General features: G+C 62.3%; 11 protein-coding genes and 2 rRNA genes. All 13 read right to left on the reverse strand.

The window, feature by feature from the left end:
- Nucleotides 1–100: 100 nt before the first annotated feature.
- The 13 genes from W823_RS49085 to argJ all read right to left on the reverse strand — a co-directional run bounded on the left by W823_RS49085 (nucleotide 101) and on the right by argJ (nucleotide 18,512).
- A 23S ribosomal RNA gene (locus W823_RS49085) occupies nucleotides 101–3,235 on the reverse strand.
- Between the two features lie 392 nt (nucleotides 3,236–3,627).
- A 16S ribosomal RNA gene (locus W823_RS49090) occupies nucleotides 3,628–5,149 on the reverse strand.
- The 16S and 23S rRNA genes sit together here, the layout of an rRNA operon.
- Before the next feature lie 651 nt (nucleotides 5,150–5,800).
- Nucleotides 5,801–7,069 (reverse strand): tyrosine--tRNA ligase, encoded by a 1,269-nt coding sequence (gene tyrS, locus W823_RS49095; protein WP_023960649.1) that lies wholly within the window; start codon nucleotides 7,067–7,069, stop codon nucleotides 5,801–5,803.
- Nucleotides 7,066–7,737 (reverse strand): DNA-3-methyladenine glycosylase, encoded by a 672-nt coding sequence (locus tag W823_RS49100; RefSeq protein WP_235189609.1) that lies wholly within the window; start codon nucleotides 7,735–7,737, stop codon nucleotides 7,066–7,068. Before W823_RS49100 ends, tyrS begins: the two co-directional genes overlap by 4 nt.
- Before the next feature lie 26 nt (nucleotides 7,738–7,763).
- On the reverse strand, nucleotides 7,764–8,003 hold the full coding sequence (locus W823_RS49105) for a Trm112 family protein (RefSeq protein ID WP_023960653.1): 240 nt from the start codon (nucleotides 8,001–8,003) through the stop codon (nucleotides 7,764–7,766).
- Between the two features lie 33 nt (nucleotides 8,004–8,036).
- Nucleotides 8,037–11,018, reverse strand: coding sequence for an AMP-binding protein (locus W823_RS49110; protein WP_031332869.1), 2,982 nt, complete (start codon nucleotides 11,016–11,018; stop codon nucleotides 8,037–8,039).
- Nucleotides 11,019–11,104: 86 nt separating this feature from the next.
- Nucleotides 11,105–12,508 (reverse strand): argininosuccinate lyase, encoded by a 1,404-nt coding sequence (gene argH / locus W823_RS49115; RefSeq protein ID WP_023960657.1) that lies wholly within the window; start codon nucleotides 12,506–12,508, stop codon nucleotides 11,105–11,107.
- Entirely contained in the window at nucleotides 12,509–13,705 is a 1,197-nt protein-coding gene (locus tag W823_RS49120) for an argininosuccinate synthase (protein WP_023960659.1), read from the reverse strand.
- Between the two features lie 77 nt (nucleotides 13,706–13,782).
- A complete protein-coding gene (locus W823_RS49125) occupies nucleotides 13,783–14,271 on the reverse strand; it encodes an arginine repressor (RefSeq protein WP_051406618.1) in 489 nt (162 codons plus the stop codon).
- Nucleotides 14,250–15,173, reverse strand: coding sequence for an ornithine carbamoyltransferase (argF, locus tag W823_RS49130; protein WP_023960662.1), 924 nt, complete (start codon nucleotides 15,171–15,173; stop codon nucleotides 14,250–14,252). The genes W823_RS49125 and argF overlap by 22 nt, the downstream gene beginning before the upstream one ends.
- Nucleotides 15,170–16,363, reverse strand: a complete 1,194-nt coding sequence (locus W823_RS49135; RefSeq protein ID WP_023960664.1) for an acetylornithine transaminase — start codon at nucleotides 16,361–16,363, stop codon at nucleotides 15,170–15,172. Before W823_RS49135 ends, argF begins: the two co-directional genes overlap by 4 nt.
- Entirely contained in the window at nucleotides 16,360–17,325 is a 966-nt protein-coding gene (gene argB / locus W823_RS49140) for an acetylglutamate kinase (RefSeq protein WP_023960666.1), read from the reverse strand. The genes W823_RS49135 and argB overlap by 4 nt, the downstream gene beginning before the upstream one ends.
- Nucleotides 17,325–18,512 carry a bifunctional glutamate N-acetyltransferase/amino-acid acetyltransferase ArgJ gene (argJ, locus tag W823_RS49145; RefSeq protein WP_030173229.1) on the reverse strand — a complete coding sequence of 396 codons (1,188 nt, stop codon included), beginning with the start codon at nucleotides 18,510–18,512 and terminating at the stop codon, nucleotides 17,325–17,327. Before argJ ends, argB begins: the two co-directional genes overlap by 1 nt.
- Nucleotides 18,513–18,533 lie beyond the last annotated feature (21 nt).

Below are 18,533 nucleotides of genomic sequence, written 5' to 3' on the forward strand. Positions count from 1 at the left end.
TATGAAACCAGTACACACATCTTCTGGCCTATTTATTTTTGAGATGTGTGTGTTGTTTCAGATATTGCACAGTGGATGCGAAACAAGTGTTATTTGTTTTGGTTGTAAGTCCTCGGCCGATTAGTACCAGTCACCTGCACCCGTTACCGGGCTTCCAGTTCTGGCCTATCTACCCCATGGTCTGTGGGGGGCCTTACCCCTGCTAAGAGGGTGAGAAACCTCATCTTGGAACAGGCTTCCCGCTTAGATGCTTTCAGCGGTTATCCCTTCCGAACGTAGCTAACCAGCGGTGCCCTTGGTAGGACAACTGGCACACCAGAGGTTCGTCCGTCCCGGTCCTCTCGTACTAGGGACAGGTTTCCTCAAGTTTCTTACGCGCGCGGCGGATAGAGACCGAACTGTCTCACGACGTTCTAAACCCAGCTCGCGTGCCGCTTTAATGGGCGAACAGCCCAACCCTTGGGACCTACTCCAGCCCCAGGATGCGACGAGCCGACATCGAGGTGCCAAACCATCCCGTCGATATGGACTCTTGGGGAAGATCAGCCTGTTATCCCCGGGGTACCTTTTATCCGTTGAGCGACACCGCTTCCACTTGCCGGTGCCGGATCACTAGTCCCGACTTTCGTCCCTGCTCGACATGTACGTCTCACAGTCAAGCTCCCTTGTGCACTTACACTCAACACCTGATTGCCAACCAGGCTGAGGGAACCTTTGGGCGCCTCCGTTACATTTTAGGAGGCAACCGCCCCAGTTAAACTACCCACCAGGCACTGTCCCTGAACCAGATCATGGTCCGAGGTTAGATATCCAATACGATCAGAGTGGTATTTCAACAACGACTCCACACACACTGGCGTGCATGCTTCACAGTCTCCCACCTATCCTACACAAACCGAACCGAACACCAATACCAAGCTATAGTGAAGGTCCCGGGGTCTTTTCGTCCTGCCGCGCGTAACGAGCATCTTTACTCGTAATGCAATTTCGCCGAGTCTGTGGTTGAGACAGCAGAGAAGTCGTTACGCCATTCGTGCAGGTCGGAACTTACCCGACAAGGAATTTCGCTACCTTAGGATGGTTATAGTTACCACCGCCGTTTACTGGGGCTTAAATTCTCAGCTTCACACCGAAGTGTTAACCGGTCCTCTTAACCTTCCAGCACCGGGCAGGCGTCAGTCCGTATACATCGTCTTACGACTTCGCACGGACCTGTGTTTTTAGTAAACAGTCGCTTCTCTCTGGTCTCTGCGACCACACCCAGCTCACAACGAAAAGTTGATCACCAGACGTGGTCCCCCTTCTCCCGAAGTTACGGGGGCATTTTGCCGAGTTCCTTAACCACAGTTCTCTCGATCGCCTTAGTATTCTCTACCTGACCACCTGTGTTGGTTTGGGGTACGGGCCGTGTCGCCACTCGCTAGAGGCTTTTCTCGGCAGCATAGGATCATGGAATTCGCCTCATTCGGCTACGCATCACCTCTCAGGATATGTGAGACACGGATTTGCCTATGTCTCTCCCTACAGGCTTACACCAGTACAACCACTGACTGGCCCCACTACCTTCCTGCGTCACCCCATCGCTTGACTACTACCAGCAAAGGTCCCATGCATCCAACCAAACGAAACCCGAAGGTAACCCTTGATCTTCAGGATGGTTAGTACTGCTGATTCATCACGGACGCGACTACACGGGTACGGGAATATCAACCCGTTGTCCATCGACTACGCCTGTCGGCCTCGCCTTAGGTCCCGACTCACCCTGGGCGGATTAGCCTGGCCCAGGAACCCTTGGTCATTCGGCGGCGAAGTTTCTCACTTCGCTTTCGCTACTCATGCCTGCATTCTCACTCCCACACCCTCCACACCTGGATCACTCCGATGCTTCCATGGATGCAGGACGCTCCCCTACCCACCCACACACCTAGTCCAACTCCCGCAGGAGAAAGACGGGCTAACGTGTGAGTGCCGCGGCTTCGGCGGTGTACTTGAGCCCCGCTACATTGTCGGCGCAGGATCACTTGACCAGTGAGCTATTACGCACTCTTTCAAGGGTGGCTGCTTCTAAGCCAACCTCCTGGTTGTCTTCGCGACCCCACATCCTTTTCCACTTAGTACACGCTTAGGGGCCTTAGCCGGCGATCTGGGCTGTTTCCCTCTCGACTACGAACCTTATCGCCCGCAGTCTCACTGCCGCACTCTCACTCACTGGCATTCGGAGTTTGGCTGACGTCAGTAACCTTGTAGGGCCCATCGGCCATCCAGTAGCTCTACCTCCAGCGAGAAACATGCGACGCTGCACCTAAATGCATTTCGGGGAGAACCAGCTATCACGGAGTTTGATTGGCCTTTCACCCCTACCCACAGCTCATCCCCTCCATTTTCAACTGAAGTGGGTTCGGTCCTCCACGACGTCTTACCGTCGCTTCAACCTGGCCATGGGTAGATCACTCCGCTTCGGGTCTAGACCCGGCGACTCTAACGCCCTATTCGGACTCGCTTTCGCTACGGCTACCCCACACGGGTTAACCTCGCCACCGAGCACTAACTCGCAGGCTCATTCTTCAAAAGGCACGCCATCACCAACCAGCCACTAAAGACTGCATCAGCTTTGACGGATTGTAAGCGCACGGTTTCAGGTACTATTTCACTCCCCTCCCGGGGTACTTTTCACCTTTCCCTCACGGTACTAGTCCGCTATCGGTCACCAGGGAGTATTCAGGCTTATCGGGTGGTCCCGACAGATTCACAGCAGATTTCACGGGCCCGCTGCTACTTGGGTGTCCATATCAACAGTCGTCACATTTTCGGCTACGGGATTCTCACCCTCTACGACAGGCCGTTCCAGACCACTTCGCCTAACACAACGATTTCTCACTGTTGGCCAACCCGGCAGAATTGACACAATGGATCCCACAACCCCACGAATGCACGCCCGCCGGCTATCACACATCCATGGTTTAGCCTCATCCGCTTTCGCTCGCCACTACTCACGGAATCACATGTTGTTTTCTCTTCCTGTAGGTACTGAGATGTTTCACTTCCCTACGTTCCCTCCACACACCCTATATATTCAGATGCGGGTAACACGACATCACTCGTGCTGGGTTTCCCCATTCGGACACCCTCGGATCACAGCTCGGTTGACAGCTCCCCGAGGCTTATCGCAGCCTCCTACGTCCTTCATCGGCTCCTGGTGCCAAGGCATCCACCGTACGCTCTTACACACTTACAAACATTATCAAAACAAAATAAAGATGCTCGCATCCACTGTGCAATTCTCAAACAACACACACCCACCAACCGGCACCCCGCAGAAGAATCTTCACCCCTCCGCGATAACAGGCACCCGCATCAGCCGGCATCATCGTTAAATCCAGAGCAAACCCACCTCACAGTGTGTTCCCTCAGGACCCAATAGTGTGTCAATGCCCCACGTCCTCGCAGACATGAGCATCAGAACCTCGCCAAAGCGAAGACCCCGACATTGTTAGCGTTTCACCCATGAGCTCCCACCACAGAACATTCGCCTGTGCAGCGGGGCCACCACGATCACACCCACTGCCGAAGCAGCAAGCGGGGCTGGTACAAAGCAACCCATCGACCGCAGTTTATGTTGCTCCTTAGAAAGGAGGTGATCCAGCCGCACCTTCCGGTACGGCTACCTTGTTACGACTTCGTCCCAATCGCCAATCCCACCTTCGACGGCTCCCTCCCACAAGGGGTTGGGCCACCGGCTTCGGGTGTTACCAACTTTCATGACGTGACGGGCGGTGTGTACAAGGCCCGGGAACGTATTCACCGCAGCGTTGCTGATCTGCGATTACTAGCGACTCCGACTTCACGGGGTCGAGTTGCAGACCCCGATCCGAACTGAGACCGGCTTTAAGGGATTCGCTCCACCTCACGGTATCGCAGCCCTCTGTACCGGCCATTGTAGCATGTGTGAAGCCCTGGACATAAGGGGCATGATGACTTGACGTCATCCCCACCTTCCTCCGAGTTGACCCCGGCAGTCTCCTGCGAGTCCCCACCATTACGTGCTGGCAACACAGGACAAGGGTTGCGCTCGTTGCGGGACTTAACCCAACATCTCACGACACGAGCTGACGACAGCCATGCACCACCTGTACACCAACCACAAGGGGGGGCCATATCTCTATGGCTTTCTGGTGTATGTCAAACCCAGGTAAGGTTCTTCGCGTTGCATCGAATTAATCCACATGCTCCGCCGCTTGTGCGGGCCCCCGTCAATTCCTTTGAGTTTTAGCCTTGCGGCCGTACTCCCCAGGCGGGGTACTTAATGCGTTAGCTACGGCACGGATCCCGTGAAAAGGAACCCACACCTAGTACCCACCGTTTACGGCGTGGACTACCAGGGTATCTAATCCTGTTCGCTACCCACGCTTTCGCTCCTCAGCGTCAGTTACTACCCAGAGACCCGCCTTCGCCACCGGTGTTCCTCCTGATATCTGCGCATTTCACCGCTACACCAGGAATTCCAGTCTCCCCTGTAGTACTCAAGTCTGCCCGTATCGCCCGCACGCTTGGAGTTAAGCCCCAAGTTTTCACGAACGACGCGACAAACCGCCTACGAGCTCTTTACGCCCAGTAATTCCGGACAACGCTCGCACCCTACGTATTACCGCGGCTGCTGGCACGTAGTTGGCCGGTGCTTCTTCTCCAGGTACCGTCACTTTCGCTTCGTCCCTGGTGAAAGAGGTTTACAACCCGAAGGCCGTCATCCCTCACGCGGCGTCGCTGCATCAGGCTTGCGCCCATTGTGCAATATTCCCCACTGCTGCCTCCCGTAGGAGTCTGGGCCGTGTCTCAGTCCCAGTGTGGCCGGTCGCCCTCTCAGGCCGGCTACCCGTCGTCGCCTTGGTAGGCCATTACCCCACCAACAAGCTGATAGGCCGCGGGCCCATCCCAAACCGCCGGAGCTTTCCACCAACACCCATGCGAGTATCGGTCATATTCGGTATTAGACCCAGTTTCCCAGGCTTATCCCAAAGTTTGGGGCAGATCACCCACGTGTTACTCACCCGTTCGCCACTAATCCACCAGCAAGCTGGCTTCATCGTTCGACTTGCATGTGTTAAGCACGCCGCCAGCGTTCGTCCTGAGCCAGGATCAAACTCTCCATGAAAACCTTCCAAAAGAACACCAATAAAGGTGCTCCTTCAAAAAAATATGTCCTGAAGAGATTTCACAATCCCAACCAAACAAAAACTGACACCACCACAGGACTCAAAACCTGCGATGGAATCAAAATAATATCTAACTAATGCCGGCACCACACACCACCACCAACCAAACCCCCAAAGGGCCTCATCAATGACAGAAATGCAGCACCTAAATTGGCACTAACAATCCATCGACACACTATCGAGTTCTCAAAGAACACACACTCCCCGACTTCGACGCCTGAAAACAGGTGCCATCCCGGAGGGCATTTGTTATTGTCGTTCTTAGAAGTTCCGCTCCGAATCTCGTCCGGAGCAGGTCTCCCAGCCTATCAGCTCTGAAACCTGCTCGCAACATTCCGTTTCCGGCTGCTCCGTGGTCTCTCGGCCTTCAGCCACCCGCGCAGAAACGCTCCACCGGAGTGGATCCGTATCTAACTTGGGCGGTCAGCGTTGTTCCTTCAGGAAAACATCCCGTCGGTGTTCTTGGCCGCTCCGGACTCTCGCTCTCCGGCGCCTCACTCGCTGACTTGAAGAAAGTTACGCGGTCGTGAGCGTGGCGTCAAATCGCCTGGTCAGAGGGGTGTTTTCGAGTAACACCGCATGAACAGGCGTCATCGCACCCGAGCGCCGGCGAAGTTTCGCTTCCCACGACGCACCACCAACCACGATCCGTGCAGCAGATCCGTCGAACCGGGCTGCCATTGCGGATCCGAGATCTTGACGTTGTTGACGTACGCGCCGCCTTCTCCGATGGTTCGGCGAGCGGCTTTGTTGCTCTCGGACAGTCCCGTCGCGACCAAGATGTCGATGATGGTCGGCTGAGAGTCTGCGGCCAGGTCGGCAATCGTGGTCTCGGCCAGAGCTGCGGCCAGCGTGTTCTCGTCGAGCTCGGTCAATTCGGCACGGCCGAACAGCGCCTGGCTCGCCAGTTGCACCGCGTCGGTGTTCGCCTGACCGTGGACGAGAGTGGTCATCTCCTGCGCCAACCGTCGCTGCGCCTCGCGCTTGTGCGGCGATTCCAGGGTGACCTGCTCGAGTTCGGCGATCTCCTCCTGACCCAGGAAGGTGAACCACTTGAGGTAACGCACCACATCGGCGTCTGCGGTGTTCAGGAAGTACTGGTACCAGGAGTAGGGGCTGGTCCGCTCCGGGTCCAGCCACAGGCTCCCACCACCGGTTGACTTGCCGAACTTCTTGCCGTCCGACGAGGTCACCAGCGGCACCGTCAACGCGTGGACGGCTCGGCCGTCGACCCTCCTGGTGAGGTCAACCCCGGCGATGATGTTGCCCCACTGGTCGGAACCACCCACCTGCAGAGCGCAGCCGAACTCGCGGTTCAATTGCAGATAGTCGTTGGCCTGCAACAACATATAGCTGAATTCGGTGTAGCTCATACCGTCGGATTCCAGGCGGCGTCGCACGGTGTCACGTGCCAGCATGACGTTGACCGAGAAGTGCTTGCCGACGTCTCGTAGGAAGTCGACCACCGGGAGGCTGCCCGTCCAATCGAGGTTGTTGACCACCACAGCACCGGTGGGCGAATCATCGAAGTCGACAAATCGCTCCAATTGGGACCTGATCCTGCGCGCTGATTCGGCCACCGTGTCCGCTGACTGCATGGTGCGTTCCCCGACGTCGCGTGGATCACCGATCATTCCCGTCGCCCCACCGGCGAGGACTATGGGCCGGTGGCCTGCACGCTGGAACCGCTTCAGCGTGAGGAGTGGAACGAGGTGGCCGGCGTGCAGGCTCGGCGCGGTGGGGTCGAACCCTGCGTAGAGCGTCGTCGGACTCGTCAGCACTTTTGCCAACTCGTCGATGTCGGTGGTCTGGGCGATCAGCCCGCGCCAGGTCAGTTCGTCGAGGATCGCATCGGTCACAGGCTCGATCCTTCCGTACCCGCGGCAGGTACCGATAGGCGGAGGGTGCGCGTCCCGGAGGGCAACGGCTGGGCGCGCCGGTACTTCGACACTGCGAGACTGCGCCCGTCCCAGAGACGCCACGGACGATCCTGGGCGGTGCTGACGCCGACGCGCGGCCCGTTCTCGACCGCGGCGGCCGGTACGCGTGGCCCGCTGAACAACCTGACGGGCGACTCCCCCGTGCAGACCGCCGATCCGTTCAGTTCCCGGCTTATGGCGAGTGCCGAACCGACATTGCCGGGGCCGCAGGCCAATTGGTGGTCGGCACGGGCAGTCGGGCGACGGAGTCTGGCGATGTCGAGGCCATCGACTATCTCGCCCGCGCGCATCAACACACCACCGCACTGCCCGGCGTGGCCGTAGGAGATGTTGGCGCACCAGTGGATGCCATACGACCGGTACACGTACAGGTGACCCGCGGACCCGAACATCACCCGGTTCCGGTCGGTCGGTCCCCGGTATCCGTGCGATGCAGGATCAGGGAACCGACTGTCGGGGGTGCCCCCGTAGGCCTCGACCTCGACGATGCGCATCCGCACCACACCGTCGGCGGCTTCCACCTCGAGCAGCGATCCGAGTAGACGGCGCGCTGCCTGCAGCGGCGTGGCACCCGCCAGCCGCTCCACGTCGAAGAGAGTCGGTTGGGCCAAGGTCAGCTGGGCGAGGGACCGGTCGTGGCAGTGGCGCGCTGGAGCAATTGCTCGTGTTCTTCGTCGCCGACATCACGCGCATCGTCGATCAACAGGGCGGGTATGCCGTCATCGATCCGATAGGCACGGCGGAGCCTGGGGTTGTACATCAGCTCGTCGCCGATCACCAGCAGGGGCCCGTGGTCCTGCGGGCATGCCAGCAAGGTCAGCAACAAGGGGTTCAGTCCGGCTTCATGTGACACGGCGTCAACGGTACCTTTTTCGAATCGGTCGCCTCAGTGGGCGACCGCTGCGACCGATCGCGCGCCGGCGTGCCAACCGCGTTCGGTGGCGATCGCTCGCGTCAGCCTCCGGTACCGACCCTCGTCGTCGCGGAACCAGACGCCCGCGCCGGCCGCGGGGATGCCCGCCTGACGTAGGGCCTCCGACCGCGGACGATAGGAGTTGGTCACCTCGATGTTGTCGAGCACACGGATGATGTGTGGCCGTTCGGCCGGGGTCAGTTCGGCCAGCGCGAGTCTGAGTGCCGAGCCCGTCGGTGAACCGGTGTCGGACTGCTTCGAGATCGCCGCGATCGCGAGCTGGTTACCGGGCTCCCCCACCTTGTAGACGACCGCGTGTTTGACCTGCACCAGCCGCGACAGCCCGTCGACGATCGGTTGGGGGTAGATGTAACCCTCTGCCGAGTGGATCACCGAAGAGGTGTGGCCCATGAACCAGAAATCCCCATCGGCATCGCGTCGGAACATGTGCTCGGACAGCTGCCAGCGGTCGCCCACGACGAACACGTCACGCAGCACCGTTGCGCCCACCTCGTACTGCTGCTGGGCCTTGGACAGCATCACCCCGACCTCGTCGACGCGGGCTTCCCTGACGTACCCCGTGTCGTCTGTGATCAGGCGGCTCTCCCCCAGGTCGTATGCCGCTATCGCGACTTCGTTGACACCGGGCACCGGCCTGCCTGCCGACCCGACCTTGGTGCCGGTGACGTTGGCCAAGATTGCCGAACCGTCGCCGGTGGCGAAGAACTCGAGCACCCGGGCACGCGGGAAACGTTCGAGGAGGTCTTCCCACAGCCCGGTGGATATGCCAGAGCCCATGAACAACCGGATCGGGTTGTGCGGCTGAATGGCAAGGCTGTCGCATTGGATGACGTCCTGCAGCATCGACCACGTGTAGGACACCACCGTGATCCCGTACCGGTGAACCTCGGCGGAGAACAGCTTCGGATCGATCCCGTTGGACAGGGCAATCCGTGCACCACCTGCCACGGTGCCGCCAAGGGCCGTCAGCAGACCCGAGGCGTGATGCAGTGGCGTGAGGCAATAGACGGTGTCGTTGCTGCTGAGTGCCGCCGCAGATGCGGCCCCGAAAGCCGACAGTGCCCACCGATGGTTGGTCACGGGCCACTTCTCGAGGGTGCCGCCGTTTTTGCTGAAGAGAACAAATGCGAGGTCGCCGGCGCGGCCCGGATCCGGCCGGTACCACGTGGGTACTTCGACAGCGTCCGGATCGATCTGCTCCATGTCGATGATGCGTTCGCCGTCGGCCTGCGACAGTGTTCGGGTGTCGCCGCCGCCCAGTACGAGCACCCGGTCGGCGATCGCCGCAGAGTCGGCGAGGTTGGCAGGGTCGGCGAGTACGAGGGAGCAATCGCCCAGCCGGAGAGACTGTTTGAGATCGTTTCCGGGCGAGAGCATCACTGCCACGGCGCCCAATCTCGACAGTGCCGCGATCGCTACCAGGGCACTGGGTCTGGTCAGCATCAGCACACCGACGTGCTCGCCCGGACGCACCCCGCACGCGATCAAACCGCGCACGACGTTGTCGATACGGTCGTTGACCTGACGGTGGCTCAGTACCCGATCCTCGAAGAGGAACAGCTCCTGTTTGCCGTTGCGTCGGGCGTTCTCGTTCATCAACTTCCCGAGCGAGATCGTGGTCCGGGCCTGCAACTGGCCCAGCCGCACGAGCCGCGGGACCACGCGTGCAGATTCCCGGAGCACGGCATCGGTGGTGCGTCCGACCGACTTCGCCGCGCCGACCAGATCCCGGCCGGCCTCTGCGCCGACACCGGCAGCCGTCCCCACACCATGGACCACTCGCGACGAGAAGCTGACACCGGAGCCACCAAGCGCGTCGCTGTTGTCGTGCATCTTCTCGATCTGGTCGGGTTGATCGGCGGAACCGTCCTGCCACCGGATCCATTGCGCAGTGGTGGGCCACGTACGGGTGCCGGCGGTCGATCCGACGACGAGTCCGAAATGTCCGACCGGAAGCGATGATTCATACACCTGCGACAGCGGCGCCGCCCGCATGATGCCGCGTACGGCCACCGGCTGACCGATGTCGTCGGCCTCACCGAGGAATGCCAATACGGGGCAGCTGACCTCTGCCAGCGTGACGACACGGTCCTTGATCACGAAGCCACCGCCGACCATCCGGTTGTGGACGACGAACTGGCGCAACAGCTCTGCCACGGCAGGCCCGGACCACGCGACCCAGCCGTCGACCTCGATGAATCGACGCGAGTCCTCCCGGGGCAGCAGAGCTTCGCGGTCGTGGAGCTGACGCAGGAAGTCGATGCGGCTGCGCGCCGCCTTCACGGGGTCGAGGAGCTGAAAACCGGTGCGGGCCAACCAGCCGGGCACCGAGATCCGGTTAAACACGTTCTCTGCCAGGAACTGTGCGCCCGGGGTGACCAGCGCTGCGGGCAATCCCAGAGGGAGCGCACCGAGGACGTCGACGGGGCTGCCGTAGGTGATGAGGCTCGCGATGCCCTCGGAACGGCGGTACGCGGCGGTCTGGTAGCAGAACATTCCGCCCTGCGAATATCCGGCAAGGTGGACGTCTTTGCCCGTGGCCTCCCGAACCGAGTCGATGACCTCGCTGATGGCCACGACGTGGTCGGCGAGGGTGCGGTCCATTCCGCCGACGACCTTGTCCGGCGAACCAAAGTCGACCACCCAGGGGTCGAGACCGTTGCGGTGGAGGACAGTGACTGCACCGTTGTCGGCCGTGACGTCGTAGACGTTGGCAGACACCATCATCGGCGGCACCAGCACCACGGGCGGACCGTCGCCGGGCTCGTCCGGGAAGTACCGCCGCAGCTGGTACATCGGAACGGTTTCCTCGATCCGGAACGGAGCAGGTCTGGTCCCGGTCTCGAGACTGCCGTACCTGATGACCTCCAGCCCGTTCTGGGCAGTGGCTACAACACGATCAAGGGTTTCCTTGACGTTCGGAAGGCCGCGCACAAACACCCCTAAGAAACAACATCTGGTTGGACCGTGACTGGCGTCACACTCTACCCCGGCCGCATCGGCCGCCCCCGGCGGGAACCCTAAAAGTCCCTGTGTCCGATTGCGGCCTCGGCCAGCCTGTTCAATTGCTCGGCGACACGCACACCGGCTGTCCCGCCGCGTGCATCCCGCGAGGCGATCGACCCCTCGACGGTCAGCACATCGCGAACCGCCGGCGTCAACGCCGGATGGATCTCGGCGAACTGGTCGTCGGTGAGATCGGGCAGCCCGATCCCCTTTTCCTCGGCGGCGCGGACACATGCGCCCGCGACCTCGTGGGCAACACGGAACGGCACACCCGCGCGAACCATCCACTCCGCGATGTCGGTGGCCAGCGTGAACCCGGCGGGAGCCAGTTCTGCCATCCGGTTCTCGTCGAAGGTCAGGGTGCTGACCAGCCCCGCGATTGCCGGCAGCAGCAGGAGCAACTGGGTGACCGAGTCGAAGACCGGCTCTTTGTCCTCTTGCAGGTCACGGTTGTACGCGAGCGGCTGTGCCTTCAGGGTTGCCAGCAATCCGGTGAGGTTGCCGATCATCCGTCCGGACTTGCCGCGCGTCAGTTCCGAGACGTCCGGATTCTTCTTCTGGGGCATTATCGAACTGCCGGTCGACCACTCGTCGGCCAGCGTCACATACCCGAACTCCGGTGTGCTCCAGAGGATGACCTCTTCGGCCATCCTGGACAGGTCGACCCCGATCATCGCGAAGACGAAGGCGGCTTCGGCAGCGAAGTCCCGCGACGACGTGGCGTCGATCGAATTGTCTGCCGCCGAATCGAACCCGAGATCAGCGGCAATGGCCTCGGGGTCGAGACCCAACGATGACCCCGCCAGGGCACCGGACCCGTAGGGCGAGACGGCGGCGCGACGATCAAAGTCTTTCAGCCGCTCGACATCACGGATCAACGGATGCGCGTGCGCAAGCAGGTGATGCGCGAGCAACACCGGCTGCGCAGCCTGCAGGTGCGTCTTGCCCGGCATCACCGCATCGGGATGCGCCCGTGCCTGGCCGACCAGCGCGTCCACCACATCGAGAACCCCCGCCGAGACCATCCGCACGGCGTCGCGCAGCCACATCCGAAAGAGGGTGGCCACCTGGTCGTTCCGCGATCGACCGGCGCGCAGCCGGCCACCGACCTCGGCTCCGACCCGCTCGATCAGACCGCGTTCGAGCGCACCATGGACGTCTTCGTCGCTGTCCGCAGGTGCGAACTCGCCCGACCGGACATCGTCGGCCAACCTCGTGAGTCCGTCCTGCATGGTCTGCAGGTCGTCGTCCGACAGCAGGCCGGCGCTGTGGAGAACTCGGGCATGCGCCTGGGAGGCCCGAATGTCGTACGGAGCCAACACCCAATCGAAGTGAGTGGACTTGCTCAGGGCAGCCATGGCGTCGGCCGGGCCAGAGGCGAACCGGCCTCCCCACAGAGATCCCTGGTTCGTGGACATCTAGCGCAGATCCCGCTTCGCCGAGATCTTCGACGACAGTCCGTGCAGATGGACAAAGCCCTTGGCTGCCGACTGGTCGAATGTGTCGCCTTCGTCGTAGGTGGCGAGGTTGAAGTCGTACAGCGACTCCTCACTGCGCCGACCGGTGACCGCGATGTGACCACCGTGCAGGTTGAGCCTGATGTCGCCGCTCACGTGCTGCTGTGTGTGGTCGACGAAGGCTTCCAGCGATGACTTCAGGGGAGAGAACCACAGTCCGTCGTAGACGAGCTCGGCCCACTTGCGGTCGGTGCCGCGCTTGAAACGACCCAGTTCGCGCTCGAGGGTGACGTGTTCGAGCTCTTCGTGCGCGCGGATCAAGACCATGGCGCCCGGAGCCTCGTAGATCTCGCGGCTCTTGATGCCGACCAGTCGGTCCTCGACCACATCGAGGCGGCCGACGCCGTGTGCGCCTGCCCGACGGTTGAGTTCGACGATCGCCTCGAGGACCGAGACCGGCCGTCCGTCGATCGCTGTGGGACGGCCCTTCTCGAAACTGATGATGACCTCGTCGGGTGCCTGCCAGTTGATCGTCGGATCCTCGGTGTACGAGTACACATCCTTGGTGGGTGCATTCCAGAGATCTTCGAGGAAACCGGTTTCCACGGCCCGGCCCCACACGTTCTGGTCGATCGAGAACGGTGACTTCTTCGACACGTTGATGGGGATGGCGTTCTCTTCGGCGAAGGTGATGGCCTTCTCACGGGTCCAGGCGTAGTCGCGGACCGGTGCGATCACCTCGAGTTCCGGTGCGAGCGAACCGAATCCGACCTCAAATCGAACCTGGTCGTTGCCCTTGCCGGTGCAACCGTGCGCGACGGTGGTGCCGCCGTGTTCGCGGGCCGCGGTCACCAGGTGCTTGGCGATCAGCGGCCGGGAGATGGCCGACACCAGTGGGTAGCGATCCATATACAGCGCGTTGCTGGTGATGGCAGGCAGGCAGTACTGCTCGGCGAACTCGTCACGTGCGTCGACCACCACCGACTCCACCGCCCCACAGTCGAGGGCTCGCTGGCGGACCACCTCCATGTCCTCGCCACCCTGGCCGAGGTCGATGGCCACGGCCACCACCTCCTTACCGGTTTCCTTACCGATCCAGCTGATGGCCACCGAGGTGTCCAGGCCGCCGGAATACGCGAGGATCACGCGCTGCGCCATGAGGGGGTTACTCCTTGTAGTTCGGTCGTGCGTTGTATGTCTTAGGGCTGTTTCGTCAGGTGGTGCTGCTCAGAATCTCATGCCAGCGCCTCGAGCATCTCGGCCAGGTCGGCGCCGGTGATCGGCTCGCGGGCAAGTACAAAAAGGGTGTCGTCCCCGGCGATGGTGCCGACGACTTCGGGAAGGCTCGCCCGGTCGAGCGCACTGGCCAGATAGTGCGCCGCGCCGGGCGGGGTTCGCAACACCGCCATGGCGCCGCTGGAGTCGATCGACACGAGCAGGTCCCCCATCAGGCGCGACAAGCGGTCGGTGCCGCCGCTGACCCCGCGAACCGGTGAGCCGTCCTCTGGCACCACGTAGATGCCGGATCCGCCGTCGGCGCCGCGGATCTTCACCGCACCCAGTTCGTCGAGATCACGGGAGATCGTCGCCTGGGTCGCGTCGATGCCATCGGCGGCGAGAAGCTCCCGCAGCTGGGTCTGACTGTGCACCTCGCGGCCGGCCAGCAGAGCGATGATCCGTGCGTGTCGGCCGGCCCGGGTGGTCACCGTTGATCCAGCAGCCACAACAACACCGCCTTCTGGGCATGCAACCGGTTCTCCGCCTCGTCGAACACCGCACTCTGTGGTCCGTCGATGACCTCGTCGGTGATCTCCTCCCCGCGGTGTGCGGGCAGGCAATGCAGCACGATGGCTTGGGGATCGGCAAGAGCCAGCAGATCGGAATTGATCTGATAGGCGCGGAAGGGCGCGCTCCGATCGCGTCCGTCGTCTTCCTGCCCCATCGACACCCAGGTGTCGGTCACGAGAACATCGGCCCCGGCAACGGCCGACTTCGGGTCGACGACAACCTCGACGCTTCCGCCGGTGAGTGCCGCTCGGTCCCGCGCATAGCCGACAAACCGTTCGTCGGGCGTAAATCCCTCCGGTGCACTGATTTTGACGTGCATTCCCGCCGTCACACAGCCGAGCATCAATGAATGGGCCATGTTGTTCGCGCCGTCCCCGAGGTAGGTGAGCGTGAGACCCGCAGCGCGACCTTTGTGTTCGATGATCGTCTGCAGATCAGCCAGCACCTGGCACGGGTGGAAGTCGTCGGACAAGGCGTTGATGACCGGGACGGTTGCGGTGGACGCCATCTCTTCGAGACGGTTCTGACCGTACGTGCGCCAGACGATCGCCTCGACATACCGGGACAGGACCCGGCCCGTGTCGGCCAGCGTCTCATCACGGCCCAGCTGGGTTTCCTTGCCGTCCACAACCACCGCGTGTCCACCGAGCTGGGCGATGCCCATCTCGAAGGAAAACCGCGTTCGGGTTGAGTTCTTGTCGAAGATGACCCCGACACCCTTGGGGCCGGAAAGCGGTGTATGGGCGAAGGGTTGTGCCTTGACCTCGGCAGCCAGGGCCAACACCTGGGCCTGCTCCTCCGGCGACAGGTCGTCGTCCCTCAAGAAGTGCCGCGTCATGACTGTGCCTGCCCGGCCGCGTCGAGGATGCCGGGCAACGCTTGCACGAACCCAGCTGCCTGATCTTCGGTGAGGATCAACGGCGGCGCCAGCCGCAGCACGTCCGGGGCCGGGGCGTTGATGAGGAACCCACGCTCGCGAGCCGCGGCCTCGACCGCAACGGCGACCGGCTCGGTGAGTACAACGGCCAAGAGCAGACCCGCACCGCGGGTGTGGGAGATCAGCGGGTGGCCCAGATCGTCGATGCCGCTGGTGATGAACTTGCCCAGCGACGCAGCATGCTCGGTGAGCCCCTGGGAGTCGATCTGATCGAGCACCGACAGCGCAGCCGCCGCGCAGACCGGGTTGCCACCGAACGTGGTGCCGTGTTGACCGGGTTCGAGCAGATCTGCGGCCGGGCCGGTCGCCAGGACCGCTCCGATCGGCAGTCCGCCGCCGAGGCCCTTGGCCAACGTGATCACGTCTGGGGTGATCCCGACCGACTGGTGTGCGTAAAACGTTCCGGTACGGCCGATTCCGGTCTGCACTTCGTCGAGGATCAGGAGGGCGCCGTGGTCGGTGGTGAGCTGCCGCACCGACGCGAGATAGTCCGCAGGCGGCACCACCACCCCGCTTTCGCCCATGATGGGTTCGAGAAAGACTGCAGCGGTCTGCGGTCCGATGGCCGCGGCCATCGCGTCGATGTCCCCGTAGGGCACGTGGCGCACCCCTGGTGGCATCGGCTCGAACGGCGTGCGTTTCGCCGGCTGGCCCGTCAGTGCCAGAGCCCCCATCGTGCGTCCGTGGAACGCCTGCTCGGCCGCGATGATCTCTGGCCTCCCGGTGCGCCGGGCGATCTTGAACGCCGCCTCGTTGGCCTCGGCGCCGGAATTGCAGAAGAACGCCCTGCCCTCGACACCCCACCTCGACAGCAGCGCTTCGGCCAGCTTGACCACCGGTTCGTTGAGATAGATGTTCGAGGTGTGTCCGAGAGTGGACATCTGCTCGGTCACCGCCGCGATGACGCCGGGGTTGGCATGCCCCAGGACGTTCACCGCGATCCCACCGAGAAGGTCGAGATACTCGCGACCCTCCACATCGGTGAGAACCGCTCCGAGCCCGGACTTCAGGGCCACCTTCGGCGTCCCGTAATTCTTCATCAGCGAAGCCGACCACCGTTCTTGCAAGGCCTCGGTCCGATCGTGTGTCATTTGTTTTCCCCACTAGGTGTCGGGTGCGTCTGAGCGTGGTCCACGGCGGGCACGTCATGCCCATAGGCCGGCGGCGCCGCATGTTCGTGGTCGGGAACCACCATGGTGCCGATGCCCTCGCTCGTGAAGAGCTCGAGGAGCATCGAATGTGGTGTGCGCCCGTCGATCACATGCGCTTGACCGACACCTCCGCCCACTGCGCGCAAGCACGCCTCCATCTTCGGGACCATGCCCGAATCAAGCCGCGGGAGCAGCTCGGCGAGGTCGGTTGTGTTGATCTGCGACACCAGCGAGTCGCGGTCGGGCCAATTGGTGTACAGCCCCTCGACATCGGTGAGCACCACCAGCTTCTCGGCACCGAGTGCCTGGGACAGCGCTGCCGCGGCGGTGTCGGCATTGATGTTGTGCACCACCCCGTCCGCATCGGGCGCGATGGTCGACACCACCGGAATACGCCCCGCTGCAATGAGATCGGTGACGGCAGCAGGATCCACAGTCGTCACGTCACCCACCAGGCCGATATCGGTGGCCTCGCCGTCCACGAGAACCGAGCGGCGCGTCGCGGTGAACAGGTGCGCGTCCTCCCCCGAGATGCCGACCGCATAGGGTCCGTGGGCGTTGATCAGACCCACGAGTTCCCGGCCGACCTGACCGAAGAGCACCATCCGCACCACATCCATCACTTCCGGTGTGGTGACCCGGAATCCACCACGGAACTCGCCGGTGAGCCCGAGGCGTTTGAGCATCGCCGAGATCTGCGGTCCGCCGCCGTGGACCACGACCGGATGGATTCCACAGGTCCGCAGGAACACCATGTCCTCGGCGAATGCCGCTTTCAGGGTGTCGTCGATCATGGCGTTGCCGCCGTATTTGACGACGATCACCTTGCCGGTGAACCGCTGCAGCCACGGAAGTGCCTCCGCGAGAACGTGCGCCTTCTCGAGAGGCGTGAGTGCGCCCATCACGACGAGTACGCCGAGTTCTCTTCGACATACGCATGGGACAGGTCCGTGGTGCGGATCCACGCGCTGCCCGATCCGATTCCCAGGTCGACAGTGAGGTCGATATCGGTGACCGAGAGATCCACCTCGCGCGCGCCCGGGACACCCATCCCGTGTTCACACACCGGTGAACCGTTGAACCGCACGGCAATCCGGTCAGGGTCGAGCTCGATGGGCGCGATACCGACTGCGGCGAGGACACGGCCCCAGTTGGGATCGGATCCGAACAACGCGGTCTTCACCAGACTGTCCCGGGCGATCGTGCGTGCCGCGACAAGCGCTTCGGAATCACTGGCTGCGCCGGTCACGGTGACCACCACTCGTTTGGTGACACCCTCAGCGTCGGCCTGCATCTGGGCAGCGAGATCGTCACACACCAGCCGCACCGCCTCGTTGAGGTCGGCCTGGGTGGGTTCGACCTCACTGGCGCCCGAACTCAGTAGCAGCACGGTGTCGTTGGTGGAACTGGCGCCGTCGACATCCAGCCGATCGAATGTGATCGCTGCCGCTGCCCGCAGTGCCTCGTCGAGCTGAGCCGCGGTCACCTTCGCGTCCGTGGTCAACACCGACAACATCGTCGCCAATGATGGAGCAAGCATGCCTGCACCTTTGGCCATGCCTCCGACATTCCAGCCGTCGGCGTGGTGGAACGCAGATTGCTTCGGCACCGTGTCGGTGGTCATGATCGCGTGCGCGGCATCGGTCCCACCCGAGATACCGCCGCCCATCTCGTGTACCACCTCGGTCACACCTGCCAGCACCTTGTCCATCGGCAACCGGTCACCGATCAGACCGGTTGAGCAGACCGCGACCTCGATGGCGCCGGTCTCGGTACCCCAGCCACTGATGGCTTCTGCCACGGCTTCCGCCGTGGCGTGCGCGTCTTGGAACCCCCCGGGCCCCGTGCAGGCGTTCGCACCGCCGGAGTTGAGGATCACGGCCCGCAGCCTGCCCGTGGACAGAACCTGCCGGCTCCACAACACCGGGGCGGCCTTGACCTTGTTCTCCGTGAACACACCAGCGGCCTCGTACTCGGGGCCCTCGTTGAACACCAACGCCAGATCTTCCTTGCCGCTGGCCTTGATACCGGCAGCGATGCCCGCAGCCCGGAAACCTGAGGATGCCGTGACGCCCTGTAATCGAGTCATCCGGTGCCCGCCGGCCACCTC

Source organism: Williamsia sp. D3 (genome assembly GCF_000506245.1).
Lineage (GTDB): Bacteria > Actinomycetota > Actinomycetes > Mycobacteriales > Mycobacteriaceae > Williamsia > Williamsia muralis.